The organism is Runella sp. CRIBMP (genome assembly GCF_009905605.1).
Lineage (GTDB): Bacteria > Bacteroidota > Bacteroidia > Cytophagales > Spirosomataceae > Runella.
The window spans coordinates 40,754-66,805 of record NZ_JAAAKZ010000005.1; the positions used below are offsets into that span (position 1 = coordinate 40,754).

Annotated in this window: 23 protein-coding genes; 9 read left to right on the forward strand and 14 right to left on the reverse strand. The window is 46.8% G+C overall.

What is annotated here, in order from left to right; translation table 11 throughout:
• Positions 1-45: 45 nt before the first annotated feature.
• From nuoD to GVN20_RS15205, 7 genes are all read left to right on the forward strand, one after another.
• Positions 46-1,278: an NADH dehydrogenase (quinone) subunit D gene (gene nuoD / locus GVN20_RS15175; RefSeq protein WP_166559156.1), complete on the forward strand. Its 1,233-nt coding sequence runs from the start codon at positions 46-48 to the stop codon at positions 1,276-1,278.
• A gap of 12 nt (positions 1,279-1,290) precedes the next feature.
• Positions 1,291-1,791 carry an NAD(P)H-dependent oxidoreductase subunit E gene (gene nuoE, locus GVN20_RS15180; protein ID WP_166559157.1) on the forward strand — a complete coding sequence of 167 codons (501 nt, stop codon included), beginning with the start codon at positions 1,291-1,293 and terminating at the stop codon, positions 1,789-1,791.
• 21 nt (positions 1,792-1,812) lie between these two features.
• A complete protein-coding gene (nuoF, locus tag GVN20_RS15185; RefSeq protein ID WP_166559158.1) occupies positions 1,813-3,153 on the forward strand; it encodes an NADH-quinone oxidoreductase subunit NuoF in 1,341 nt (446 codons plus the stop codon).
• A 31-nt stretch (positions 3,154-3,184) separates the two neighbouring features.
• Positions 3,185-4,276, forward strand: a complete 1,092-nt coding sequence (locus tag GVN20_RS15190) for a 2Fe-2S iron-sulfur cluster-binding protein (protein WP_166559159.1) — start codon at positions 3,185-3,187, stop codon at positions 4,274-4,276.
• A 60-nt stretch (positions 4,277-4,336) separates the two neighbouring features.
• Positions 4,337-5,434: an NADH-quinone oxidoreductase subunit NuoH gene (gene nuoH, locus GVN20_RS15195; RefSeq protein WP_166559160.1), complete on the forward strand. Its 1,098-nt coding sequence runs from the start codon at positions 4,337-4,339 to the stop codon at positions 5,432-5,434.
• 63 nt (positions 5,435-5,497) lie between these two features.
• Positions 5,498-6,076, forward strand: a complete 579-nt coding sequence (locus tag GVN20_RS15200) for an NADH-quinone oxidoreductase subunit I (RefSeq protein WP_166559161.1) — start codon at positions 5,498-5,500, stop codon at positions 6,074-6,076.
• A gap of 73 nt (positions 6,077-6,149) precedes the next feature.
• Positions 6,150-6,695 carry an NADH-quinone oxidoreductase subunit J gene (locus tag GVN20_RS15205; protein ID WP_166559162.1) on the forward strand — a complete coding sequence of 182 codons (546 nt, stop codon included), beginning with the start codon at positions 6,150-6,152 and terminating at the stop codon, positions 6,693-6,695.
• 82 nt (positions 6,696-6,777) lie between these two features.
• Here GVN20_RS15205 and GVN20_RS15210 read toward each other — a convergent pair whose 3' ends face one another.
• From GVN20_RS15210 to murA, 12 genes are all read right to left on the reverse strand, one after another.
• The gene (locus GVN20_RS15210) at positions 6,778-7,878 is read right to left on the reverse strand and encodes a DNA alkylation repair protein (protein WP_166559163.1); all 1,101 of its coding nucleotides are present in this window, start codon (positions 7,876-7,878) and stop codon (positions 6,778-6,780) included.
• An 84-nt stretch (positions 7,879-7,962) separates the two neighbouring features.
• Positions 7,963-10,104: a 3-hydroxyacyl-CoA dehydrogenase NAD-binding domain-containing protein gene (locus tag GVN20_RS15215; protein ID WP_166559164.1), complete on the reverse strand. Its 2,142-nt coding sequence runs from the start codon at positions 10,102-10,104 to the stop codon at positions 7,963-7,965.
• A gap of 41 nt (positions 10,105-10,145) precedes the next feature.
• Positions 10,146-10,535, reverse strand: a complete 390-nt coding sequence (locus GVN20_RS15220; RefSeq protein WP_166559165.1) for an endonuclease domain-containing protein — start codon at positions 10,533-10,535, stop codon at positions 10,146-10,148.
• 55 nt (positions 10,536-10,590) lie between these two features.
• A complete protein-coding gene (locus GVN20_RS15225; protein ID WP_166559166.1) occupies positions 10,591-11,796 on the reverse strand; it encodes an acetyl-CoA C-acetyltransferase in 1,206 nt (401 codons plus the stop codon).
• A gap of 127 nt (positions 11,797-11,923) precedes the next feature.
• Positions 11,924-12,487 (reverse strand): hypothetical protein, encoded by a 564-nt coding sequence (locus tag GVN20_RS15230; RefSeq protein WP_166559167.1) that lies wholly within the window; start codon positions 12,485-12,487, stop codon positions 11,924-11,926.
• 43 nt (positions 12,488-12,530) lie between these two features.
• Positions 12,531-13,202 carry a C1q-like domain-containing protein gene (locus GVN20_RS15235; RefSeq protein ID WP_166559168.1) on the reverse strand — a complete coding sequence of 224 codons (672 nt, stop codon included), beginning with the start codon at positions 13,200-13,202 and terminating at the stop codon, positions 12,531-12,533.
• Positions 13,203-13,345: 143 nt separating this feature from the next.
• Positions 13,346-14,380, reverse strand: a complete 1,035-nt coding sequence (cydB, locus tag GVN20_RS15240; RefSeq protein WP_166559169.1) for a cytochrome d ubiquinol oxidase subunit II — start codon at positions 14,378-14,380, stop codon at positions 13,346-13,348.
• Complete coding sequence (locus GVN20_RS15245; protein ID WP_166559170.1) at positions 14,380-15,759, reverse strand: cytochrome ubiquinol oxidase subunit I; 1,380 nt, start codon at positions 15,757-15,759, stop codon at positions 14,380-14,382. The genes cydB and GVN20_RS15245 overlap by 1 nt, the downstream gene beginning before the upstream one ends.
• A gap of 119 nt (positions 15,760-15,878) precedes the next feature.
• Positions 15,879-17,297 (reverse strand): amidohydrolase family protein, encoded by a 1,419-nt coding sequence (locus GVN20_RS15250; protein WP_166559171.1) that lies wholly within the window; start codon positions 17,295-17,297, stop codon positions 15,879-15,881.
• A 13-nt stretch (positions 17,298-17,310) separates the two neighbouring features.
• Positions 17,311-18,558, reverse strand: coding sequence for an MFS transporter (locus GVN20_RS15255; RefSeq protein WP_166559172.1), 1,248 nt, complete (start codon positions 18,556-18,558; stop codon positions 17,311-17,313).
• A 61-nt stretch (positions 18,559-18,619) separates the two neighbouring features.
• Positions 18,620-19,492, reverse strand: coding sequence for a histidine phosphatase family protein (locus tag GVN20_RS15260; RefSeq protein WP_166559173.1), 873 nt, complete (start codon positions 19,490-19,492; stop codon positions 18,620-18,622).
• 26 nt (positions 19,493-19,518) lie between these two features.
• Positions 19,519-20,826 carry a UDP-N-acetylglucosamine 1-carboxyvinyltransferase gene (murA, locus tag GVN20_RS15265; protein ID WP_166559174.1) on the reverse strand — a complete coding sequence of 436 codons (1,308 nt, stop codon included), beginning with the start codon at positions 20,824-20,826 and terminating at the stop codon, positions 19,519-19,521.
• Between the two features lie 102 nt (positions 20,827-20,928).
• Between murA and GVN20_RS15270 the strand changes: the two genes are divergently transcribed.
• Entirely contained in the window at positions 20,929-21,531 is a 603-nt protein-coding gene (locus GVN20_RS15270; protein WP_166559175.1) for a pseudouridine synthase, read from the forward strand.
• Positions 21,532-21,664: 133 nt separating this feature from the next.
• On the forward strand, positions 21,665-23,764 hold the full coding sequence (locus GVN20_RS15275) for a hypothetical protein (protein WP_166559176.1): 2,100 nt from the start codon (positions 21,665-21,667) through the stop codon (positions 23,762-23,764).
• A gap of 702 nt (positions 23,765-24,466) precedes the next feature.
• Here GVN20_RS15275 and GVN20_RS15280 read toward each other — a convergent pair.
• Both GVN20_RS15280 and aroQ read right to left on the reverse strand, forming a co-directional pair.
• Positions 24,467-25,567, reverse strand: a complete 1,101-nt coding sequence (locus GVN20_RS15280) for an aminotransferase class V-fold PLP-dependent enzyme (protein ID WP_166559177.1) — start codon at positions 25,565-25,567, stop codon at positions 24,467-24,469.
• The gene (aroQ, locus tag GVN20_RS15285) at positions 25,564-25,983 is read right to left on the reverse strand and encodes a type II 3-dehydroquinate dehydratase (RefSeq protein ID WP_166559178.1); all 420 of its coding nucleotides are present in this window, start codon (positions 25,981-25,983) and stop codon (positions 25,564-25,566) included. Before aroQ ends, GVN20_RS15280 begins: the two co-directional genes overlap by 4 nt.
• Between the last annotated feature and the right edge of the window lie 69 nt (positions 25,984-26,052).

A 26,052-nucleotide genomic window follows, 5' to 3' on the forward strand; every position in this document is an offset into this window, starting at 1 on the left:
CGCTGCCCATCAACGTTGACCGTTCAACATCCTAAGTCCAAAAAAATGACAGAAACTGCAGTTGCCCCCAAAGATACCGCCGATCTCGCCCAAGGCGAAAAGGTACAATACGTCAACGAACTTACGACCCTTAACCTAGGCCCCACCCACCCAGCTACGCACGGTATTTTTCAGAACGTGCTAACGATGGATGGCGAAAAAATCGTGGCGGGTGAACAAACCGTCGGGTACATCCACCGTGCATTTGAAAAAATAGCCGAGCGCCGACCGTTTTATCAGATTACCACCCTCACCGACCGCATGAATTATTGCTCCTCCCCCATCAACAACATGGGATGGCACATGACGGTCGAAAAACTCCTTAGCATTGAAGTACCCAAACGCGCCCAGTACATCCGGGTTATTATGATGGAATTGGCCCGTATCGCCGACCACATCGTTTGTAACGGTATTTTGGGCGTAGATACGGGGGCATTTACGGGCTTTTTGTACTTGTACGAAAAACGCGAAGATATTTATGAGATATACGAAGAAGTATGCGGTGCCCGCCTGACGACCAACATGGGGCGTGTGGGTGGAATGGAGCGCGATTTGAGCACGACCGCCATTCGTAAAATCAACGACTTCCTCAAAACATTTCCGCCGGTACTTAAAGAGTTTGAAAAGCTCTTTAACCGTAACCGTATTTTTATGGACCGTACCATCGGCGTGGGCGGAATTTCGGCCGAGCGAGCAATGAGCTACGGATTTACGGGCCCCAACTTGCGGGCGGCGGGCGTGGATTATGATGTGCGGGTAATGAGCCCTTATTCATCTTACGAAGATTTTGAATTTGATATTCCCGTAGGACAACACGGCGATACGTACGACCGATACATGGTTCGCAACGAAGAGATGTGGCAAAGTCTCCGCATTATTGAGCAAGCCATGAAAAACCTTCCCGAAGGGCCCTATTACGCCGACGCTCCTGAGTTCTATCTACCTCCCAAGAAGGAAGTATACCGCAGTATGGAAGCCCTCATCTATCACTTTAAAATCGTGATGGGCGAAATCGAAGCACCAGTCGGTGAGGTTTATCACGCCGTAGAAGGCGGCAACGGAGAGTTAGGTTTCTACCTCCTCAGCGACGGCGGCCGTACGCCTTACCGTTTGCACTTCCGTCGTCCATGCTTTATTTATTATCAGGCTTACCCTGAAATGTGCGTTGGCAGTACCATCTCCGACGCCATTGTCACCATGAGTAGTTTAAACGTGATTGCAGGAGAGCTTGATGCTTAATTGACTTAGAAAATGACCGATACCACCACCCCCATCACTTTTACCCCTGAGCGGCTTGCCAAAGCGCAGGAAATCATCGCTCGTTATCCCGCTGGTAAACAAAAATCCGCCCTTTTACCGTTGTTGCACCTTGCCCAGGAACAATACGGTTGGGTTAGTTCCGACGTTATGGATTATGTTGCGGGTTTGCTTTCCATTTTACCGATTGAAGTATACGAAGTAGCTTCATTCTATACAATGTTTCACCTCGACCCAGTTGGCAAACACGTGATAGAATATTGCCGTACTGGGCCTTGCTGCCTGATGGGCGGAGAGGATGTGTATGGGCACTTAAAGCAAAAATTGGGCATTGATACGGGTGAAACCACTCCCGACGGCAAATTTACGCTCAAAGAAGTGGAGTGTCTGGCCGCGTGCGGTTGGGGGCCTGTTTTTCAAATTCGTGAGAAATATTACATGAATTTGACCAACAGCAAAGTGGATGAAATAATTGAAGAATTGAGTAAAGACTAACCGATTTTCTGAATCCTAATCATGGCAGTTAAAATTCTCACCGAACATATCAACGTCCCTGGTATCAACACCTTCGATGTCTATCGCAAAATGGGTGGTTATACCGCCGTTGAAAAGGCACTGAAAAAAATGACTCCCGAAGAGGTTGTAGAGGAAGTCAAAAAATCGGGCGTACGCGGTCGCGGTGGCGCAGGGTTCCCGATGGGAATGAAATGGAGCTTTCTGGCCAAACCCGAAGGTGTACCCCGCTACTTAGTCTGCAACGCCGACGAGTCGGAGCCCGGAACATTTAAAGACCATTTTTTGATGCGCGAAATTCCCCACCTTTTGATTGAGGGAATGATCGTATCTAGCTTTGCCCTTGGGGCCAATAAGTCGTTTATTTACGTGCGCGGCGAATTGATGTACGTAATTCACATTCTCGAAAAAGCCATTGCCGAAGCAAAAGCAGCGGGTTTTTTAGGAAAAAATATCCTGGGTTCGGGCTATGACCTTGAGTTGGTGGTGCAGCCCGGCGGCGGCGCTTACATTTGCGGCGAAGAAACCGCACTGTTGGAATCACTAGAAGGCAAACGTGGGAATCCACGTAATAAACCGCCATTCCCAGCCGTAAAAGGTCTTTATCAATCCCCCACCGTTGTTAATAACGTAGAATCCATTGCCAATACGCCTTGGATTGTTAACAACGGCGGCGACGCCTACGCTTCTCTGGGAATCGGACGCAGCACGGGAACCAAACTTATCTCGGCCTCTGGCCACATCAATAAACCTGGTGTGTACGAAATTCCACTGGGAATCACCGTTGAAGATTTTATTTATGCCGACGAATGGTGTGGCGGCATTCGCCCCGGTCACCACTTAAAAGCGGTGATTGCGGGAGGTTCGTCAGTGCCCATTTTGCCCGCTCATCTGATTCTCAACCTAGCCAATGGCGATAAACGATTGATGACCTATGAGTCGTTGTCGGACGGTGGTTTTGCCACAGGCACCATGCTTGGCTCAGGTGGCTTTATTGCCATGGACGAAACCGCATGTGTTGTAAGAAATACATGGACCTTTGCTCGTTTTTACCACCACGAATCCTGTGGACAATGCTCGCCTTGCCGCGAAGGAACGGGTTGGATGGATAAAGTGCTCGAACGAATCGAACACGGCAAAGGAAATATGCACGACATTGATTTGTTGGTGGATGTGGCTAAAAAGATTGAAGGAAACACTATTTGTCCCCTAGGAGACGCCGCTGCGTGGCCCGTTGCCTCCGCCATTCGTCACTTCCGTGATGAGTTTGAGTGGCACGTAAAGCATCCTCAAGAGGCCACTCAGCCCGGAGCCGTTTATCGCGGTGCCATGGAATTAGTGTAACATTGACTTAAAAAGGAAGTTGACCAAAAATATGGAAAATACCGCACCCCAGTTGTTCAAGATCACATTCGATGGTATCGAAATCGAAGTACCGCCAGGAACAACTATTATGCAGGCTGCTCGTCAGTTAGGGCCGCACTACGCCCCCCCTGCCATGTGCTATTATGAGCCCCTCAAAGGAACAGGTGGTAAGTGCCGGGCTTGCTTGGTGAAAGTAACCGCTGGGTCGGCGAAAGACCCCCGTCCCATGCCTAAATTGGTGCCTTCGTGCATCACCACCGTTCAGGATGGCATGGTAGTCGAAAACACCACCAACGAATCCGTGCTAGAAACACGTCGCGGAATCGTGGAATTTTTATTGATTAACCACCCACTTGACTGCCCAGTGTGCGACCAAGCGGGTGAATGTCATTTGCAGGATTTTGCTTTTGAGCACGGACGCGTTACAACCCGCTACGAAGAAGAACGCCGCACGTTTGAAAAACACGACATCGGCCCCTATGTGCAGTTGCACATGACCCGCTGTATTCTGTGTTATCGTTGCGTATTTACGGCCGACCAGATTACCAATAAACGGGTGCACGGCGTAATGAATCGCGGCGACCACGCCGAAATCAGTACGTACATCGAGAAAGCCATCGACAATGATTTTTCAGGCAACGTGATTGACGTATGTCCTGTGGGTGCTTTGACCGATAAAACGTATCGTTTCAAAAGCCGGGTGTGGTTCAGTAAACCCGTTGAGGCACATTGCGACTGCGAAAAATGCAGCGGAAATGTAACACTTTGGTACCGAGGGGATGAAGTAATTCGGGTAACGGCCCGCAAAAATGAATGGGGCGAAGTAAAGGAATTCATCTGCAACACCTGTCGTTTTGAACGTAAAAAAACCAGCGACTGGACCATTGAAGGCCCCACCAAAATCTCTCGCCACTCGGTTATTATGGCCAATAAATACCGCGCAGATTTGAAAAAACCTGCGTTTGGATTGAAAGTAGCCGAGGCCCAATACAAACAAATCGACGATTCTCGTCCGTATATTACCGATGGAACCACGATTCGAGAATTGAGTAAAGAAAATAACGCGAAAGCAAATCAGCGTTCACTCGCCGAGAATAATTAATTTTGAATTGACATTACGAGTTAGAAGAAAAGTGATTCTAACCTCCAACGTCCACTAACTATGACTATAGACGTCGCTCTTATCATTAAGGCAATTATTATATTGCTCATTTTTGGGATTACGCTCTTGATAGCGATGTACTCAACCTACGGAGAACGCAAGGTGGCGGCTTTCATGCAAGACCGTATCGGTCCCAACCGCGCAGGGCCATTTGGACTATTACAACCGCTTGCCGATGCCGTCAAAATGTTTTTCAAAGAGGACTTCATCCCTTCTCAAGCCAGCAAATGGCTTTTCATTTTAGGCCCGTGCCTTTCGATGTTGACCGCATTGATGACGAGCGCCGTTATTCCGTTTGGCGACAGTGTAAAGTATGAGTCAGCACCCGGCAAAGTATGGGATATTCCTGTGCAGGCGATTGACGTAAATATCGGTATTCTGTACGTTTTTGGCGTAGTTTCGCTGGGTGTGTACGGAATTATGGTAGGAGGCTGGGCTTCCAACAATAAATTCTCGTTGTTAGGGGCCATTCGTGCCGCATCTCAAAACATTAGCTACGAAATTTCAATGGGCTTGGCCATTATCGCCATTTTGATGATGACGGGTTCTCTCTCGATTCGCCACATTGTGGAGCAGCAGCACGGCGGCAACTGGAATATTTTCTACCAACCGCTCGGCTTTATCATTTTTATCACCTGCGCGTTTGCGGAGTGTAACCGTACTCCTTTTGACTTACCAGAGTGCGAAACCGAGTTGATTGGTGGCTATCACACCGAGTACAGCTCAATGAAATTAGGCTTTTATCTTTTTGCCGAATACATCAATATGTTCGTTTCTTCGGCCATGATTTCCAGTCTTTACTTTGGTGGTTACAACTACCCTGGAATGGATTGGGTACAGGCACAATTAACGAGCTCATTGGGTGAAATAGCCGGCCACAACGTGGGCACGCTCATCGGAACTTTGGTGTTTTTTGCAAAATCGTTGTTCTTCGTATTCTTTTATATGTGGGTACGCTGGACATTGCCACGTTTTCGTTATGACCAATTGATGAATTTGGGCTGGAAAGCACTTATTCCGTTGGCCATGATAAATATTATTCTGACGGGGGGAGCTATTTTATTCTTGAAACCGTTGATAGTGAGTTTTTTAAAATAAATTTCGAAGATTTGACATTGGCATTCCAACACCAAGGAGTCCAACGTCCTAAATCATAAAAATATGCAATTAACAAATCGTTCGAAGCAAGTCAGCAATAAGCAAATGACCTTTGCTGAGCGGATTTATCTGCCCGCTATCGCTACGGGTCTGGGAATTACGATAAAGCACTTTTTTCAGAAAAAAGTAACCATTCAATACCCAGAAGTGAAGCAATTTCTCGGCCCAGTATTCCGTGGACGGCACGTATTAAAGCGTGACGAGCAAGGACGCGAGCGGTGCACCGCCTGTGGACTATGCGCCGTAGCTTGCCCTGCTGAGGCCATTTCGATGGTAGCTGCTGAGCGCGAAAAGGGAGAAGAAAAACTCTACCGCGAAGAAAAATACGCCGCCGTGTATGAAATCAACATGCTGCGCTGTATTTTCTGCGGTTTGTGCGAAGAAGCCTGTCCTAAACAAGCGATTTACCTACGCCACGATGAGTTTGTTCCCGTATTTACCGAGCGCGACCAAGTGATTTGGGGCAAAGATTTACTGGCCGAAAACATGAACAACCGCTATCTGCGCAAAGCATGGACCAAAGAAGAAGCACGTGAGCAAGATTTGAAAGGTGTAGAGGCTGAACCAAGAACCCAACTGTAACTAATGATAGAAAGTAACGGGAGCACACTTCTCGTTATCCATCGCACGGGCGACCCCGTATAAACTACGAACTATGGATTTTTCCAGCTTTTTAAATAATCTTACGCCTGCAACGGGCTTTTTTTACTTCCTGTCATTTTTGACAATTTTGACGGGTTTGATGGTGGTTTTATCCAAAAACCCCATCCACAGCGTGTTGTATTTGATTGCAACATTCTTCTGTCTATCAGGACATTATGTACTTTTGAACGCCCAATTTCTGGCAGCGGTCAATATTATCGTTTATGCGGGTGCCATCATGGTATTGTTCCTGTTTGTCATTATGTTCCTGAACCTCAAACAAGAAGACGAAGAATCAAAAACCAACTTGACCAAAATTGCCGCGATGGTAACGGGTGGGACACTGTTTTTGATTTTCGTCGCTGTTTTCCGCAAGACACAATTTGGTGCTTTTAATGCGTACAGCTTCGACTCGCAAGTGGGAATGGTGGAAAGCCTCGGCGAAGTTTTATACAAAGATTATTTACTTCCTTTTGAATTGGCCTCTATTTTATTTTTAGTTGCCATGATTGGTGCCGTGATGCTCGGGCGTCGCGAGGCAGGCGACCGCCACTTCTAGGAACTGAATTTATTCAAATCAAAATCCCCCGCAGAAGTTCTACGGGGGATTTTGATTTATAGGCTTCTCCGAAAAATACCGTCTATGCCGTTAATTCAAAAACGCCCATCTCCTTTTCGTCGCCATTGATAATAATCGAAAGCTGGTGGGTTCCAGGGTAAAATTTTCGGGTAGTGATGGGCACAAACTTTTGTTTTCTTCGAATGGTTGCCCGTTCGGCTGGGGCATATTCTCGCTCACTTATTTTAAATACTTTTTTCGACAGTTGGCCATTTTGCTTTTGATAATAAACCGCATATTCCAAACGCACCGTGTGATGGCTTTCATTTTGGTTAAAAATCGAAAACATAAACTCCAAATTTTCCCCAATGGCAATTTCAGGGGTTAAAATCGAAAAATTATCTACGTGAACCTGCTCACTCACTAAGTTATAAAGGGCCAATACGTCGCGGTGGCCTTGTTTCAGCAATGTACGGCAAGCGTGTTTGATAATGGCATCTGTTTCTTTCGTTTTCCCTTTCCATGCATTGGCCACCTTCAGTACCAAATCGGGGTGGTCTTTTGAAATATCATTCAAGTGATTGGCCACGCTGCGGCGAACCCATTCGGAAGGGTCATTTTTAAGATTTTCTAGTAACAATATACAGGGCGTCGGGTCTTTTTTTAGCGCAGGAATCGCCATCGCCCAAGGCAACCGTGGTCGACTGCCTTCACTGGCCAACCGCCGTACTTTATGATTTCCGTGCAGTGACCAATTATGCATTTGATTCATCATTTTGTCGCCATATTTCAACAAAAACGGCCTGACAGCAAACTCACAACTGACAAATTGGGTCACAAATTCAATCGCTTTTACCGAATTTTCGAAGTCCCCCAATCCATAGGTTTCGATGTAATCTGGGAAAAAGATGTACGCCAAACTATCTTCTTGTTCTTTATTTTGACGAATTTGAGTGATGATTTTTTCAATCAACTTAACAGCCTCACTAAATTTAATCGGTAGAAAATGATGCAGTACCCTTGTGGTATGCCTCATGCGGTCTTTTAGCTCTTTTTGCGCAAATTCAGCATCAAAAATCAACGCAAGAAACCGCTGTTTGTCAAAATCGGGATTGGTTTTGGCCAGCGTTTCTGCAAATGTGTTGTAAAAATCGGGAGAGTAAATATCTTTTAATGCACTCATGGCTGTTGGTTTATCTTGACAGGAAAATACTTTATTTCACTGCAAAGATAAACCCTCACGATGACAACCCTATGGCAGTAGGTTTTAGGAAATTGCCGCCATTTCCCGTAGTTTTTGAGTGGGTCGGAAACGTTCGCCATACGTATCGGCCAAGCGGTCGAGGGTACTTACGAAGGTTTTAATGCCTACAAAATCCACAAAAGAGAGCGTACCACCCGTATAAGGTGGAAAACCCCACGCCAAAATAGAGCCTAAATCAGCATCTAATTTGGTACGAATGACTCCTTCTTCGTAGCAACGAACGGTTTCGAGCGCCTGACGATACAACAAACGCGTTTTAACTTCCTCCAGCGAAGGTTGCTGCGACGCCACGGGAAATAAGTCAGCGAGTCCCGACCAAAGCTGTTTTTGAGCGCCTTCTGGATATTCATAAAAGCCCGCCTTGGCTTTTTTACCCAAGCGTCCCATCTCCGTAAATTGCTTACCGATTTGGTAGCTCGTATCAGTGTCAGCCAATACACCGTCTTTCACCGCTTGTCCCGAGATTTTATACACTAAATCCAACGCCACTTCATCAGTCACGGCCAAGGGTCCTACGGGCATTCCTGCAAGCTTACCTGCATTTTCAATCAATACAGGGTTCACTCCCTCTTTGAGCAGTTCCATACCTTCCGACGTGTAAGTTCCGAAACACCGCGAAGTATAAAACCCGCGTGAGTCGTTGACCACAATGGGCGTTTTTCTGATTTTGCGGGTAAAATCCACCGCCACGGCCAAGGCATAATCGGAGGTTTCTTTCCCAACAATCAACTCCACTAACATCATTTTATCAACGGGTGAGAAAAAATGAATTCCTACAAAATTTTTAGGGTTTGCCGAGGCTTTAGCCAAACCTGAAATGGGCAAAGTAGAGGTATTAGAACCAAAAACACCACCTTCAGCCAACATGGGTTCCGCTTCTTTGGTAACGCTGGCTTTTAAGTCTCGGTTTTCAAAAACGGCTTCAATAATCAACTCACTACCCTGTAAATCAACCACATTGTCCGTAGGTTTGATGAGGTTCAGGATTCCTTCGGCCTTGAGGCTGTCCATTTTCCCGCGTTCGATGGCTTTTTTGAGCAACGCCCGCGAATAGTCTTTGCCTTTTTCGGCCGCTTCGAGGCTTACATCTTTCAGCACTACTTCAATGCCCGCCACCGCACTCACGTAGGCGATGCCCGCGCCCATCATTCCCGCCCCCAAAATACCGAGTTTCTTCACATCCGTCTTCGGGATATCTTTTGGACGACTGGCACCTTTATTGGCTTCGTTCAGGCCCAAAAACATAGTCCGAATCAAACTCCCTGCTACTTTGGAGGTGGCTACCTGCACAAAATGCCGCGATTCAATCACAATGCCACGGTCGATATTAACCAATAATCCTTCGTACACGCACGACATGATGTGTTGCGTAGACGGGTAATTCCCCTTGGATTTATCCATCATCATGGCCGTACCCACCGTGAAGGTTTGCATTCCTACGGGGCTTAAAACCGCGCCATTGGGCACTTTATAATTGTCTTTGGCCTGAATTTTACCCGTTTTCTTATTGACTTCATCCCATGGTTTTACGGGTTTAGGATTCGAGACAATCCAAGTCTCGGCTTTTTCGAGCATTTCTTCACGTGTACCCACAACGGCATCAACGATTCCCAAACCCAGCGCTTCTTTGGGCGTCAGTTCTTTGCCTTCCAACATCAACGGCAGCGCCGCCTGCATCCCGATCATGCGGGGCAACCGCTGCGTACCGCCACCGCCAGGCAATAACCCTACTTTCACTTCTGGCAACCCTAGTTTAGTCTTAGGGTTATCCAACGCCACCCGATAATGGCACGCCAGACAGATTTCCAGCCCTCCGCCCAAAGCGGTACCATTGATGGCCGCCACGACGGGTTTGCCATTGGTCTCTATTTTGCGAAAAAGTTGGTTAAGCTCTACCGAGATTTTCAGGATTTCGGCAGGGTTTTCGTTCTGATTCCGTAAAATCATTTTCAAATCCGCTCCCGCCACAAATTCGGGCTTGTCGGAAGTAATAATAATGCCCCGGACGTCTGCATCACTGTACGCTTTTTCAAGCGCCGCCCCAAAGGCAGGCACCGATTCGTCGTTCAGGACATTCATGGGCGAGCTAGTCATGTTCCAGCTCAGGATTGCTATGTTGTTACTGATTGTGTAGTTGATTGTCATAATGATAAAATTTAACCTCTCCCCTGCCCCTCTCCTAAAAATTAGGAGAGGGGTTCTAGTGATGCAGGCGATGTACTTTTTAAAAAACTTTTAATTCGAGTCAAAACTTGAGGTAAATTTTTTAGTATTTCCTCATTTCGAAATCTTACTACCTGAATTCCAATTCCATTAAGCGTTTCTGTGCGATAAGCATCATAGCGTTGAGCTTCAATAGAATCATGTACACTACCGTCTACTTCAATAGCTAATTTTTCCTGTGGACAGTAAAAATCCAATACAAAGTACCCGGCACTGTATTGCCGTCTAAATTTCAGGTTTTCAAATCGACGATTTCGCAAAACTTCCCATAAAGCATCTTCTGATTCTGTTTGCTCCTTTCGTAATAAACGACGAGTAACTTCCATCTGCTTAATGTTATAGATAATAGCCATGGTTTCAATTTCTCCCCTTCTCCTCGTTTTGAGGAGAAGGGGTCGGGGGATGAGGTTATACCATTTCAAAAATCGTTGCAATTCCCATACCTCCGCCAATGCACAATGTAGAAAGGCCAAATTGCTTGCCCGAACGTTCCAGTTCGTCAATGAGCGTAGCCGAAATAATCGCGCCTGTCGCCCCCAGCGGGTGCCCCAAAGCAATAGCGCCCCCATTAACGTTGACTTTAGCATGGTCAACGCCCAATTGTTCCATAAAAAAGAGCGGAATGGCGGCAAAAGCTTCATTTACTTCAAACAAATCAATGTCAGAAATGCTCATTCCTGCTTTTTTAAGCACTTTTTGGGTGGCAGGTACGGGGCCAGTGAGCATGATAGTCGGCTCCGAGCCGATGATGGCGAATGCCTTGATTTTGGCGCGGGGTTTTAGACCTAATTTTTCACCGATTTCTTTAGAGCCTATCAACAAACCCGCCGCTCCGTCGACGATTTGGGAAGAATTACCCGCGTGGTGAACGTGGTTTATCTTGTCGACTTCGGCATATTTCATCAGTGCCAAAGCATCTAAACCCATGCTGCCCATCATTTCAAAAGCGGGCTTTAGGTTTCCTAGCGATTCTACGGTCGTTCCTGGACGCACGCCTTCGTCACGGTCGAGCAGGGTAATGCCTAGTTCGTCTTTGTAAGGAACCAGTGATTTCGCAAAGCGATTTTCTTTTTGAGCAACCGTCGCTCTGCGGTACGATTCGGCCGCAAACGTATCTACATCCGTGCGTGAATAACCGTATTTTGTAGCGATTAAATCGGCCGAAATGCCTTGCGGAACAATATTATGACGCGCCACAATCTGCGGATTCATAAATAAAGCACCACCGTCGGTGCCCATCGGCACGCGGCTCATAGACTCCACACCGCCCGCCACAATCATATCTACCTGACCCGACATCACGTAGGCAGCGGCTTGGTTGATTGCCTCTAGCCCCGACGAGCAAAAACGATTCAGCTGCACTCCAGCCACGCTTTCGGCGTAGCCAGCTTCAATGACAGCCGTACGGGCTATGTCCGCCCCTTGTTCGCCCACGGGCGTTACGCAGCCCATAATCACATCATCTACATAGCTGGTATCCAATTGATTGCGCTGCTGTATTTCTTTCAAAACGGAAGTGAGTAATTGAATCGGTTGCACTTCGTGCAGCGACCCGTCCGACTTGCCGCGTCCGCGCGGGGTTCTGACGGCGTCATAAATAAATGCTTCGGCCATGGGGTTTTAGACGTTTAAAAGTAGAAAGAGGATAGTAAACAATACTCTGCCTGCATACTATTATACAACAAAAATACAGCGCATTTTGATAAAACCAAGGCGAAGTAAGTGAAAAGAAGAAAAGGCGTTATGCCATAAATATTTTCTTGAGGGCGCCCCACAAAGCACGTTTGTTTTTATCGTCGGTCTGGACAATATCCAACGACTCGGACAACAAAAAGTTGACGCCTGAAATGCGTTTGGGGTCGTAGCGGTTCATCATTATTTCGAGGTTGATGTTGATAAACGGCACCCCAAAAGAAATAAAATGATGCACTGTTTTATTTTGCAGCAACGGCCTAAAATCCATTTGTTTTGCCCCTGCCAGATTGAGAATATCCACGCCTTCGAGGTTCAAATTGACCGCTTTCAGTACCTTTTCCAGAAAAATCGTATTACTAGCCGACATCGCTGGGGCTTCATCTACCAATATAAGAATCTGATGATTGAGCCTCGGCAAAGGAACTGAAGTTGAAGCAGGCAGAGCGCTCACCTTAGGAGTAGAGACTGGAGCAAGTGGAACAGCAGGCTCCTCCACGGCAATCATGGAGGAAGGAGACCTTGCTTCCACGGATTCACTGACGGGAGTCTCCCCCTGTACCCGGTATAGGGTTTCGTTTTGATAAAGTAATTGATAAAACGATTTGCTCATGCTACAAAGCTAAAAAGACTTGGGTAAAAAATTCACCCGACCCCTAATATTTAGTCACTAAATGTCCGCTAAATGTACACATTAAAGCCCCCATTTTGAGGTACTGGGTCCCCGCAATATCTTCAAACACAGCCACTTTTACTTTGTCACCAGCCACCAGTTTTAAATCGCGACTTATCTGAAGAATGAAATTAGAATTTGCCACAGGAATATAGCTCGCTTGGGTGGCCACGGCATTATTAACTAACAATTGAATATTCGCAAAATTACTACTGATGATTGTTGCCCCTGAAATATTCAACGAAACGTACGCGTCAAAATGATAAATACCATCAAAAGGAGCTATAAATGTGTTGGGGTCTACTCCAGCTGCGGCTAAATTGAAATTATTCCCAATGTCGTAAGATTCTGTTGTAAAAGGGACAATCGTAGTTCCACTGGTTTCAATGTTTAGCCCACCAATATTGGCAACTCCAAACGCTGGTGCATTTTGCGGGCCTGCCACCTCGGTGTTTATCCAAGCGGTTCCGTTGCAATAATACATTTTATTGTCGGAGGTGTTGTAAACCATTCTTCCTTTGGTCGACGCCGAACAACTTGGAAGTGAGGCTACTCGGGGCAAATCCAGCGCAGCTGGATTGATGGTAACTGATTGAGCAGAAACTGAGCCGATAAACAGCAGCAAACAAACTGTAAGAATAGTAGTAGCTTTCATGCCTTTATGTTGAGTTTAAAGAAATGTTTCTTCAAACATAAAACCACTTAAAATCCACCACAAAAACTTCAAATCAAAGAGGAAGAATTGTGAATTAAAACGTAGCAAATAATAGGTTAGCCGTTGTTTTGAAGCCCAATTTTTTAATAACTTGTCTCATCCAATTTCACTTTACCTCGAAAAGTCCAAAACACAAAGGAAGTATAAACACCCACCAACGGTACCCCAATGGCCGCGAAGGTGAGCATGATTTTGAGCGATTTTTCGGTTGACGAACCATTGTAGACCGTAATGTGCAGGTCGGGGTCAATCGTCGACAAAATGATGTTTGGAAAAAGTCCAACCGCTACCAAAATTATCAACATAGCCGTCACAAACGCCGACGAAAGAAAGGCAAAAAAGTACTTCCGATAAGCAATCTGACGGGTAATGTTGGCCACTGCCAAAATAGCCAATACTGGAAAGGCAAACATATAAGGCACTTCTTTGTAGCGTGTAATCATGTGTGGAATATACAGCAACGTTGCCAACGACGTAATGGCAAACATCAGCACGAAGAAAATCGTGGTATTTTTGACCAAAATCGTGAGTTTGGCATACAGGCGATTCTCGGTTTTCATCACCAAATAAATGGCCCCGTGCATCATAAACAACGACAGCGTCGTGACCGCCACCAACAACGCATACGGATTAAACAAATCGAGCAAGGTGCCTTGGTAAGCGTAGTTTTTGTCAATCGCAATCCCCTGAATCACATTTCCTAAGACTAATCCCAACGCCAACGCCAGCAGAATACTAGATACACTATAAGAGATATCCCAAAGCCTACGCCACCAGAACATGGGCTCTTTGGAACGAAATTCGATGGAAATAGCCCTGAAAATAAGCATTACCAAAAACACCATAAACAGTTCATACAGCGCCGACAAGATGGTGGCATAAACTACGGGAAAGCCCGCAAAAAGCGCCCCACCACCAATCACCAACCACACTTCGTTGCCATCCCACACGGGCCCGATGGCGTTGAGCGCAATGCGTCGGCTTTCTTCTTTCTTAAAAAACAGATGCAAAGCCCCCGCCCCAAGGTCAAAACCATCCAGAATAGCATAACCGCTAAACACCGCACCAATGACCAAAAACCACCACGTGGGCAAATCAAGACCGTGTATTGTTTCCATCAGTTTAAAATCGGGTTATCACGTTTTGAAGAATCTGGAATTGTTTCGGAGTGGGTATCTACGGGACCGTGCTTGATTTTTTTGTTCAGTAAATACAAAAACAAGGCAAATAAAAGCGCGTAAACCAAGGTAAACATAATCAAAGAAAACAATACCTGCTCCGTTTTGAGCGATTGCGACAGTGCATCTGACGTACGCAACAAACCGTACACCACCCACGGTTGTCGCCCAATTTCGGCCGAATACCAGCCGACCTGATTAGCAATTTGTGGCAACAGCACCGACCACGCAAACAACTGAAGCAGCCATTTTTGTTCGAATAATTTCCCCTTCCACCATAAGAAAACCGCCAATAATGAAAGACCAATCAATGCCATTCCGATGGCAACCATCAGGTGATAGGTCTGAAAAACTACATTAACGGCGCGGGAGGAAGGACGGTCTTCTTTCGGAAAAGCATTTAATCCTTTTACGGGCGTTGTAAAATCTTGATGAAGCAAAAAGGACAAACCTCCAGGGATTTTTAAACCCGTTATTTCTCGTTTGTCGGCATTGGTCCAGCCTATCAAGTACATATCCGCCACGGCCGACGAATCATAATGACCTTCAAAAGCGGCTAGTTTTGCAGGCTGGTGCTTGGCCACACCGTCGGCCGAGCGGTGGCCCGTAAACAATTGCATCAACGAAGCAACGGTGGCCACCGTCAGGGCTATTTTAAAACTTGCTTTGGCGATTTCGAGATGGCGTTGTCGTAAAATATAATACGCGTTGACGCTCAAAACCAAAAAAGAACCCGCCAAAAAAGAGCCGATAATAACGTGTGAAAGGCGGTCTACGCTGGAAGGATTGAAGACCATTTCCCAAAAATCCGTGATAACGGCCCGTGCTTTCATGCCCTCACCTTCGATACGATACCCCGCTGGCGTTTGTTGCCAAGAGTTGGCCACCACAATCCAAATAGCCGAAAACATCGACCCTAAAGCGACCATAATTGTTGAAAAAAAATGCACCCTTGGGCTTACACGATTCCAACCGAAAAGCAGAATTCCTAAAAAACCCGATTCGAGCGCAAAGGCAAAAATCCCTTCGGCCGCCAACGCACTGCCAAATATATCCCCAACGTAGCGCGAATATACCGCCCAGTTGGTACCGAATTCAAATTCCATGACGATACCCGTGGCGACACCGATTCCGAAAATTAAGGCAAAAATCTTAATCCAGAAGCGGGTCATTTGTTCGTAGATTTGTTTGCCAGTGCGGAGATACATTCCTTCCATAATGACCAGAACAACACCTAAACCAATGCTCAACGGAGGGTAGATATAATGGAAAGCAATGGTGAAAGCAAACTGTATGCGAGAGAGAATTTCTGTGTTCATAAGCGTGCTGTGAGTAAGGCTTAAAAGTACAACAAAAAGCCGTAGGCTGAACCAACCAACGGCTTTTTGTGGGTCATAAACACGCTTGATTTATTATACGTACCGATTTTCGGGGGAGTTTATTTTGCTTTCTTTTTTACCTCTTCCAAAATAGCATCTAGCGCGTTGCGGTCATATACTTCACCCCGCAGAATCACCGTATTAATCGCCTGCGTTGCTTCAATATTCTCCAAAGGATTCTGATTCAACAAAACAATATCGGCGCTTTTTCCCGCCGCAATGTTCCCGTATTGAGGTTGATTCAAAAATGTAGGTCCTGGGATAATCGCCGATTGCAAAGCCTGCAACGGTGTCAAGCCCGCTTTGACATAATGTTCCAGTTCTTTGTGCAAACCCAACCCTGGATATACGTACGAATTCAGAAATCCCGCATCTGTACCTGCAATAATGGTCACGCCTGCTTTCAGGAGTAAAGGCAACAAAGAAGTCGTTTTAAAATATATCTCATGGCGCTCGGTAATGGCGTCAGGGCTGTCCTGCGCCGCACGTGTGACGCGCCATTCGTAGGTTTTCTTGAGTCCTTTGCCAAGGTATTGCAAATACGCATCGTTTTGGTGATTGTCTTGGTCCAAAAATGCAGTGCTTTGGCTAATACTCAGGGTAGGAACCACAGCCGTGCCGTTTTTGGCCATGCGTCGATACACCGCCATTGCGGTATTTTCATCAAAACTCTGTAAAGCCATGGGAAGCGCCACGCGGTACGCCAATTTCCCCGCCATTACTTTTTCTGAGATTTCTTTGTCGCGCGTGGAGCCTGCTTTCAACACGTAACTCATGTGTTCTACCGAGCCTAACCCTGCCGCCGACACTTCGTCCATCGTCAAGGCAAATGGTACGTGCCCAGAGGTTTTAATGCCTCGTTTTTTGGCTTCGGCCAAAATGTAAAGATAAATCTCGGGCTTGATGGCGTTGTCGGTGATTTTGATAAAATTCACTTTCATCTTTTGGAGTGAATCCAGACTTTTATTCACTTCCTCTTTGGTACTGACTTCAATGTCCCCAATCCACGTCGACTTATAGCCTTCCAACTTCGGCCCAGAAGTAAACAACGTTGGGCCGAAAAGCGCACCATCAGCAATTTCTTTGCGCCATTGCAAAACGCTCGGGCTCAAATCGGCCGCGGCATCGCGCACGGCCGTAATGCCGTGTGCTACGTACAGAGGCAACAAGTTTTTATTTTCCTGAATGAGTGTATCCCCTCCCCCAAAATGTACGTGCATGTCCCAAAGCCCCGGAATGATGAACTTGCCCGTGGCATCAATTACCTTTTTCGCCTCAAAATTCTTGGCCTGTGATTCATCAAAAACGCCTACAATTTCTTTGCCTTTCACAACAATGATTTTCTTGGTAAGGAGTTTTCCCGTCTGAATTTCAATCAAGTTACCCGATTTTATCAGTACATCAACGGGTCTTTTTTGAGCAGAGGATAACAGAACGCAGCTTGCTAAAATGTGCGTTAACAGCAGTATTTTTTTCATAATGAGATGACTATCAAGCTTTTTTTAAATCCACCGTCTTGGTGGGGTCAATTTTGAACCACAGCAAAGCAGCGACAAACAGACATCCCGAAATCAGGTACAATGGAATATTGAAGTTTTTGGTGCTTTCTACCACCGAGCCGAAAATGATAGTGATGAAAAAACCGCCCATCTGCCCCGCAAAGTTCATCGAACCAGCTACCGTCCCTGCATTGCGTTTGCCAATATCGACACAGACCGCAAAAGATACAGGCAACGCCAAATCTTTGGTCAATACACAAATGGCCAATAAATAACCTGCCAATTGATTATCAGGCGTAAGCCCAGCTGCCAGAAAGAAGATACTTGATAAGCCCAAACCCGTGATGGCTACGGCACGACGTCCGATTTTTAGTCCGTATTTTTTGGTTAAAAAATCACTCAGCAATCCTCCCACTACGCAGCCGATGGCCCCCAAAAAGTACGACAGAGAGATAAAATTCTTGGATTGGTCTTCGGTCATGCCACGCCCTTCCTGAAAATAGGTAGATGACCAGTTGGTAAAGAAATACGCGCCGTAAAAAAACAAATGACACATAAGCATCAGCGCCCAAATATCTGGATTGAGAATGATGGTTTTCCAAGGAATGGCGTGGTCGGCGCGTTTGATGTTACGACCTGTCTCAATTTCTTCTACTTCTTCTACCGAAATGCCTTCTTTCTCGGCAGGCTCGTCGCGAAACCAAGCGTACCAAGCCAACGCCCAAACCCCACCTACTACTCCCAACACCACAAACGACCAGCGCCAGCCCACTGCATGAACGAGCGGAATCACCAACAAGGGCGTCAGCGCTCCCCCGATGCGACCAGCCGCCCAAATCACCGATTGTGCGCGGCCGATTTCAACGGCGGGAAACCAACGCGAAATGGCAATCGTGGCGTTGGGGTAGGCCCCCGCTTCGCCCACGCCAAACAAAAAACGCACCACAAGAAGGTAAATAAAACTGAAAGCGGTGCCAGTCAGGGCCGTGAAACCCGACCACCACAACACCACCCGGGTCAACACGCGACGGGGGCCGATGGAATCACCCATGGCCCCCGTCGGGATTTCAAACAAAGCATACGCCAATGAAAATGCGCCCAAAATCCAGCCAAATTCTTCATTGTTTAAGCCTAAATCAGCTTTTACGTACTTACTGACCACGTTCATACAAACGCGGTCAAGAAAGGTAATAATCGAAAGTGCAAACAAAAAAGCTAAGGCACGATAGCGATATTTCATTCGTTAGGTGGGGTGAGATTACAGAGGTTAGCGGTCAATAAGCCGAGCAACAATGAGATTGTTACGGTGCTAATTCGGTCCACTCCGATACTTTTATCTTGGCAATAAAACGTGCTGGCTGACCAGCAACCGATTGAAACACGGCCGCATCGCCCCAGTTAAGATCTGCCAGCGGCGCGGGCGATGGCAATGTCCCCATAAATCCTGTATGCCCTACCAACACCGTATTGTTGGCATCTATAACCTGACTATCAACCAGCTTCATCATATTTTCATATCGCTTCGCTTCTTCATATACGTAATAGGTCAACTCTTTGGTTTGCTGCGTCGGCACTCCAAGGGCCATCAAGTCGGCTGTGGTAAAGCATCGGCAAAACTCACTAGAAAACACCCTGCTAACGGGTATTTCCAGATTTTTCAATACTTTACCCGTGGCTTCGGCCTCTTTTTTACCCAAATCATTGAGTTGGCGAGCCAGTTTTGAATCACAGGATTTCCACCAGTTGGCCACGGTCGAGTTGGTTTGGTCCGAGCCAACATCCGCCGCTGCGTGCCTAAATACCAACACATACCCTCCTTTTTGCAAGGGCCGTAGCACATCAGCACGTGGCGTAACGACTACTTTTATCACCAAGCTGTCGTTGACATTGTCTTCACTTTTGACCGTAATTCGCTGCGCTCCTACCACACTCGGCGCGGTATAAACCAAAGAATCTTGGGCTGTTTGCGTGGCTGTTCCTGCCGTTACTTTCCACGTTACACGCTGATTAAATTTAATGCGGAGGCTCCCAGACGGCAAAACGAGGGCCGTTTTGCCGTCAAACCCCAACGCTTGTAGCGGCAAAACCGCGTCTTCCTTTTTACAGGCCACGATACAAACCATCAACACCAACGATGATAACAACCACAGTTTCTGATTTATTCCCTGCCTCATGATGTATTTCAGATTTTGTAGGCTCCTTACAAACGCACAATTTCTGCCCCAATGGCATTCAAGCGCGTATCAATGTTTTGGTACCCACGGTCTATTTGCTCAATATTATCAATAATGCTCACTCCCTGCGCCGACATGGCGGCAATCAACAACGATACCCCCGCCCGAATATCAGGAGAAGTCATGCGAATACCCCGAAGTCGCGTGGCTCTATTCAGACCCACGACCGTAGCGCGGTGCGGGTCGCAAAGAATAATCTGCGCGCCCATTTCGATGAGTTTATCGACGAAAAACAGGCGGCTTTCAAACATCTTTTGGTGAATCAAAACCGTTCCTTTAGCCTGAATAGCCGTTACCAGCACGATACTTAACAAATCTGGCGTAAACCCAGGCCAAGGCGCATCTGCCACCACCAACATCGACCCGTCGATAAATGATTCAACTTCATAATGCTCCTGCGCTGGGATAAAAATATCATCGCCGCGAAATTCCATCTGGATTCCGAGCTTTTGAAAAACGCCAGGAATAACCCCCAAATCAGGGATGGAGCAATTTTTGATGGTCACTTCGCTCTTCGTCATGGCCGCCATCCCGATAAACGAACCAATTTCAATCATGTCGGGGAGCATGGTGTGCTCGGTGCCATTCAATGATGATACCCCCTCTATGGTCAGTAAATTTGACCCAACGCCGCTGATTTTTGCGCCCATGCGGTTGAGCATCTTGCACAACTGCTGAAGGTACGGCTCACAAGCTGCATTATAAATCGTGGTGATACCTTCGGCCATGACCGCCGCCATCAGGATATTAGCCGTACCCGTTACGGAGGCTTCGTCGAGGAGCATATAAGTGCCGTGCAATCCGCTGGCATCTACCTGATAAAAACCGCCGTCGTTGGGGTCATAGTCAAACTTTGCGCCCAAGCGTTCAAAGCCTAAAAAGTGCGTATCCAATCGCCGACGCCCGATTTTATCACCACCCGGACGCGGAATACGGCCTTTTTTGAAACGGGCCAACATCGGTCCCAGCAGCATCACCGAACCCCGCAGGGCTGCCGCTTTTTGGCGGTACATTTCGGTTTCCATGAATTCGAGATGCACATCAGAGGCTTCGAATCGAATGGAGCTGTTGCTCAAACGGGTACGTTTTACGCCCAAATCACCCAATAAATCAATAAGTTGGTTGACATCGCGGATATTGGGAATATTATGAATCGTAACAGGTTCTTTCGTCAACAACACTGCACAAAGTATCTGCAGTGCTTCGTTTTTGGCACCTTGCGGGGTGATTTCACCTTTCATCTGACGACCGCCTGCTATTTTGAATGAAGCCATATTGGGGGACTTGCGTTAGGAATTAAAGAGGATTCGTTAATTATTATTTGTTTTGTGCAAAGCTATCAATTTTTGAAAAAAGATAGCAAAAAAACACGCTCCATGATTCCTGAATTGCACCGCTATTTTATTGTCAACAAACCCTACGATATGCACTCCCAGTTTACGGGCGTGGAGGGTCGGCCTATGTTAGGCGATTTAGGGTATCCCTTTCCTGAAGGCACGCATTGCATCGGTCGGCTCGACCACAACTCTGAGGGTTTATTGATTTTAACGACCAACAAAAAAATTACCCACCTGCTCTTTAAAGGCAAAAAACCGCATCGACGAACTTATTTATTGCAGGTGTATCGAGAAGTAAAACCCGAAACGCTGGAAGAACTCAAAAACGGGATAGTGATTCGGGTCAAAGACAACGGAATCTACAAAACAGCTCCATGTGAGGCGGAAATCATTAAAAAACCCACCAATCTGTTTCAAAGCGGCTGGGAATACCCCGACAACATTCCGCACACGTGGCTCTTGATGACCCTTACAGAAGGCAAATTTCGTCAAATCCGCAAAATGATGACCGCCGTAAAGCACCGCTGTTTGCGCCTGATTCGGATTTCAATCGAAAACCTGACCCTTGACACCCTTCAGCCCGGTGAAGTACGGGAAATCCCCGAAGTGGAGTTTTTTGAGCGGGTTTTCGGTAAAGAATAAAAAAACTTTTGAACGTTTTATTCACCTTTTAAAATGCCCAGAACCGCGCTCTTACCGAGCAGCCTACCTACTTATTTCAGTAGTTGAAGCGGATTGGTGTAGTTCATACTTTTGAACCAAACCAATCACTTCGATGAAAAAGCTCGTATTCTGCGTCTGCACTTATATGTTGATGAGTTCAACGGTTTATTCCCAAATCAACATCATTCAAAAAACCAATGCAGGAATCACCATTAGCCCCAACGGAATCAGGGGTAGCCTACCCCTCAGTACGGCCGAAGATACCACTAATATCTCGATGGGTGAAAATGCGCTGAAAAACAATATTAATTCCAAAAGAAACATTGCCATCGGCAAAGACGCCCTGATGACTTACTCCAAAGCCTTCAATTCCACCGACTTGCTAAATGCTTCGCAATTGGCCATTGGTTTTGAAGCCCTCCGCAACTACAACACCACCAGCGCGGCGCTCAATATCGCCATCGGCACCCGGGCCATGGGCGGAATCACACAGGACGGCGGCAGCTTAGCCATCGGGCATTTTTCGATGGAAAACAACCGGGGCGGCGGAACCGTCGCCATCGGCCACCGGACGTTGAGCGCGGGAAGCACGGATACCGACCAAGGCGTTTTTATCGGCAACGGCGCTGGCTCTTTTGCTCCAAGCGGTACGGGAACCGTGGCAGTCGGTCATTCGGCCATGAATTTTGGTGGCGGTGGCAACAATACAGTCATCGGGAGTGGAGCGGGCGGCGGCACCAGTACTTCTTCCAAAATTGGCAGTGGCAACATCATGATTGGTGCCAATGCGGGCCGACTAGAAACGGGCGATGATAAACTTTACATCGAAAATACCAGCGGTGGTAATCCATTGATTGGTGGGAATTTTTCGACCGACCGCGTGGGTATAAACCGCCCAATCAGCGACATCGACGCTACGCCATTTACGTTGCAGGTGGGCGGCAATGCTCTTGTTACCAACGGAATAAAATTAACCAATATCGGGGAGGCCGAAGGTCGTTTTTTAAGAACAGACGCGACGGGCAATGCCTCTTGGGCGCCCATCAATTCTCTGTGGCTACTGGCAGGCATTGAAGGAAACGAAATAAGAAATACAAACCCGGGCGGATTTTGGTCAAACAACCCCGCCACCGTAGGTTGGTTGGCCACCGACATCACCAATCCCCCCACGGCTCCCGTGTTGGGCGGCGGTACACGCATGATGTGGATTCCCTCCAGAAGCGCTTTCCGGTGCGGCTCCGTCGATAACACCAACTGGGACCCAGCCTTCATCGGACTTCATTCGTTTGCATCAGGCTATAATTCAATGGCTACGGGGCGCGGCAACATTGCGATGGGGTTCAATGCCATCTCTGACGGCACGTCTAATACCATTGCTTTTGGTGAAAATACGCGGGCGTCTGGCACCAACGCCTGTGCCATCGGCAACGGCGTCAACGCCAATTCGTTTTACTCAACGGTGGTGGGTTCTTTTAACCTTCTTCCCTTTGCAGAAGCCAACACTTGGGTAGGTACCGACCCCCTATTTACGATTGGATCGGGCCAAAATGATCTAAACCGCAGGAACGGGTTGCTGATGCTTAAAAATGGAAAAACGGCCATTGGGAATATCACCCCAGAATCTTTTCTGCACGTTTTTGAAAGTGAATCGAGCGCTGCTCCGAGCCCAAACACCATCGCAACTTTCGAAAAAAATGGAAACGGATATATTTCTCTCCTAACCCCCGAAGCCAGCGAAAATGGCATCACCTTTGGTCTACCCTCCAGCGGCGTGAGCGGAGGAGTCATTTATAACCCTGCAGGAACCAAAAGCATGCAATTCCGCACGGGCGGCAATGCCACCCGCATGGCCATCCTTTCAAATGGCAACGTGGGGATTAATACCACCGCCGCTACCGCCAAGCTAGACGTAAGCGGTACCGTAAAAGTAGGAATCAACGGAAGCGCCCTTGACGAAATCATCAAAATCAGCGAGGCGGCCGATTTGCCAAGCATTCCTGCCAACGGTAGTTTTTCTCAAACATTTACCGTGACCAATGCCCAGGCGGGCTCCACAGTGTATATTTCACCAGATACTGACCTGACCAATGGCATCATCATCGCCTACGCCCGCGTTTCGGCATCCAATACGGTTTTGGTAAAATTTAACAATGTATCCGCTGCCCCCATCGACCTAGCTAATACAAAATTCCATATTACGGTGATTCGATAACCACCCAATTTTCCTGATCTGGCATTATTTATACACTAAAAACCCGCAAAAACGATGCTTTTGCGGGTTTTTAGTGTTGCTGGCTTTGGTGTCAAAAGCCGCAGTAGGGTGTGTTTTCAGGCCATAATGCTCAGGTGCCGAAGCCGTGGTTGATTACCGACGTATTGGAATGAGCGCAAGCGATTTGCTGAGCCGTGCGTACGGATTGCAAATGTCAAAAATCATTATGAGTAACCCGATAGCAAGCACGGCTGAATTTTCTAGTGTGAGTATCATCTTATTTGGTTTACTGTTAAAAAAGCATGAGAAAAAATATTGAATGAGTGAGCTCACCTTGAGTGTTACCTTTCTTTAAGAGCAAAAAAAGCGGGCTATCTTTCAATGATTTGCTTAAAGTTACTTGGTTATTAATGAATTAACTAACGAATCGCCAACTTAAATGAATCAAATGCTAAATTCTTGCGTCCTCAATTTGCAATAAACTAGCAATCAACCAATTGACCATTTAAAAACCTCCAGTTTTATAAAAATAACATTTAACGAAACTTCAAACGCCTCTACGTCTTTGCTGCGAAGAGTGCTGCACATACATAACGTTATTAGAAGGTCTTTGTTTTTTAGAGGGAATTAAAATTCTTTGGGTAGAAGTGATTTGTGTTGATATTTTTCATTCTACATTTTACAGTTACTTACACTAGCGCATTATGTTCTAGCTCTTTTTTTCAAAAACGTTTTTAGTATCGCCACTTCCTCGTCCTCAAAGGCGGGAAAATTAGCAATACGGAAAGTGTTATTTTTCCATTCGCCATAACCGTTTCCGAGCGTAATTCCCGCCGAAAGCGCTGCTTTTTTAACGACAGAAACCGCTTCTGGTTCTCCTTTTACGGCAATGACCGTGTCGGAGCGCGTAGAAGGATTTTGAACCAAGGGTCGCCAATCGGTCTCATTTTCCAGAAAACTATACCAGGCCTTCGCCCGCGCTTCGCTCCTTGCGCCTACCTCTTGTATAATATCCACTTGCTCCATGACGCGCATCAGCAGGTAAATCCCAAGGGTATTAGGGGTATAGTGGGTTTGGTATTTTTCGAAATTATCGTGTATGAAAAGTAGGCTATTGTAGCGCAGAATGTCGTTGGCTTGCCGTGCCTTTTCGAGGGTTTTAGGAGAACACACCATGATACCCAAACCCGCAGGAAGCCCCAAACACTTTTGAACCGAAGCAAACCAAACATCGCCCAAGGCCCAATCAAAAGCCACGCCCCCCAATGAGGAAGTGGCATCAATCGCAATAAGGGCATCGCTCATGGTACGAATTTTTGCTAATTCTTCCATCCGAATATGGGTCCCGTTTGAGGTTTCGCTGTGGGTCAGGCACAGCACTTCATAGTCGCGCAAACGCTGGCGATTGAATTCTGCGCGGACCACATCGTTTTCATGGTCAAACAAATGATGCGTGAGCGTTTGCTCAATGGAAAACAGCGACCCTGACGATTGCGGCACAATGTGCGAGGCATAGCTGAACCATTTTTTGCCGAAAGCACCATTATAATGATGGGCGCTATGGTGCAATGTCAGCGATTGGGCAATGATTTCCCACGCTTCTGTTGCCGATGAAACCAAATAAATAGAATAATCTTCGGGAATATTGAGTTTGAGGTGCATTAGGCGGATGGTTTCCCGCAATACTTCCATAAACCCCTGACTGCGGTGGTTCATACTCAATATCCCCGAACGAAAGGCATCTTGTAGATACCCTTCCACCTGTGGATATACCTTTGAAGGACCGGGATAAAAGGTGATCATGATAAAAAGTACCTAACCGCCAATTCGTAACCTTTCAGCCCCAAACCCACAATAACTCCTTTGACACGACTGCTCAGGTAGCTATGGTGCCGAAACGCTTCGCGGGCGTGGACGTTGGAAATATGTACCTCCACGGCTGGCGTCGTGACGGCCGATAGGGCATCGGCAATGGCCACCGAAGTATGTGTATAAGCCCCAGCATTCAGCACGATTCCATCAAACGTAAAACCGACCTCGTGAATTTTATCAATCAGTGATCCTTCGTGGTTAGACTGAAAATAGTGCAGGTCTACGTCCGAGAACAGGGATTGGAGGGTTTGGAAGTACTCTTCAAATGTTTGGCTACCATAAATGGTTGGCTCGCGTTTGCCCAACAGATTAAGATTGGGCCCGTTGATAATGAGAATTTTTTTCACAGAATTGGCATTTTACTGAAAGCACAATATTACTATCTTCCCACGAAGAAAAAACATTTTTAATGGGTT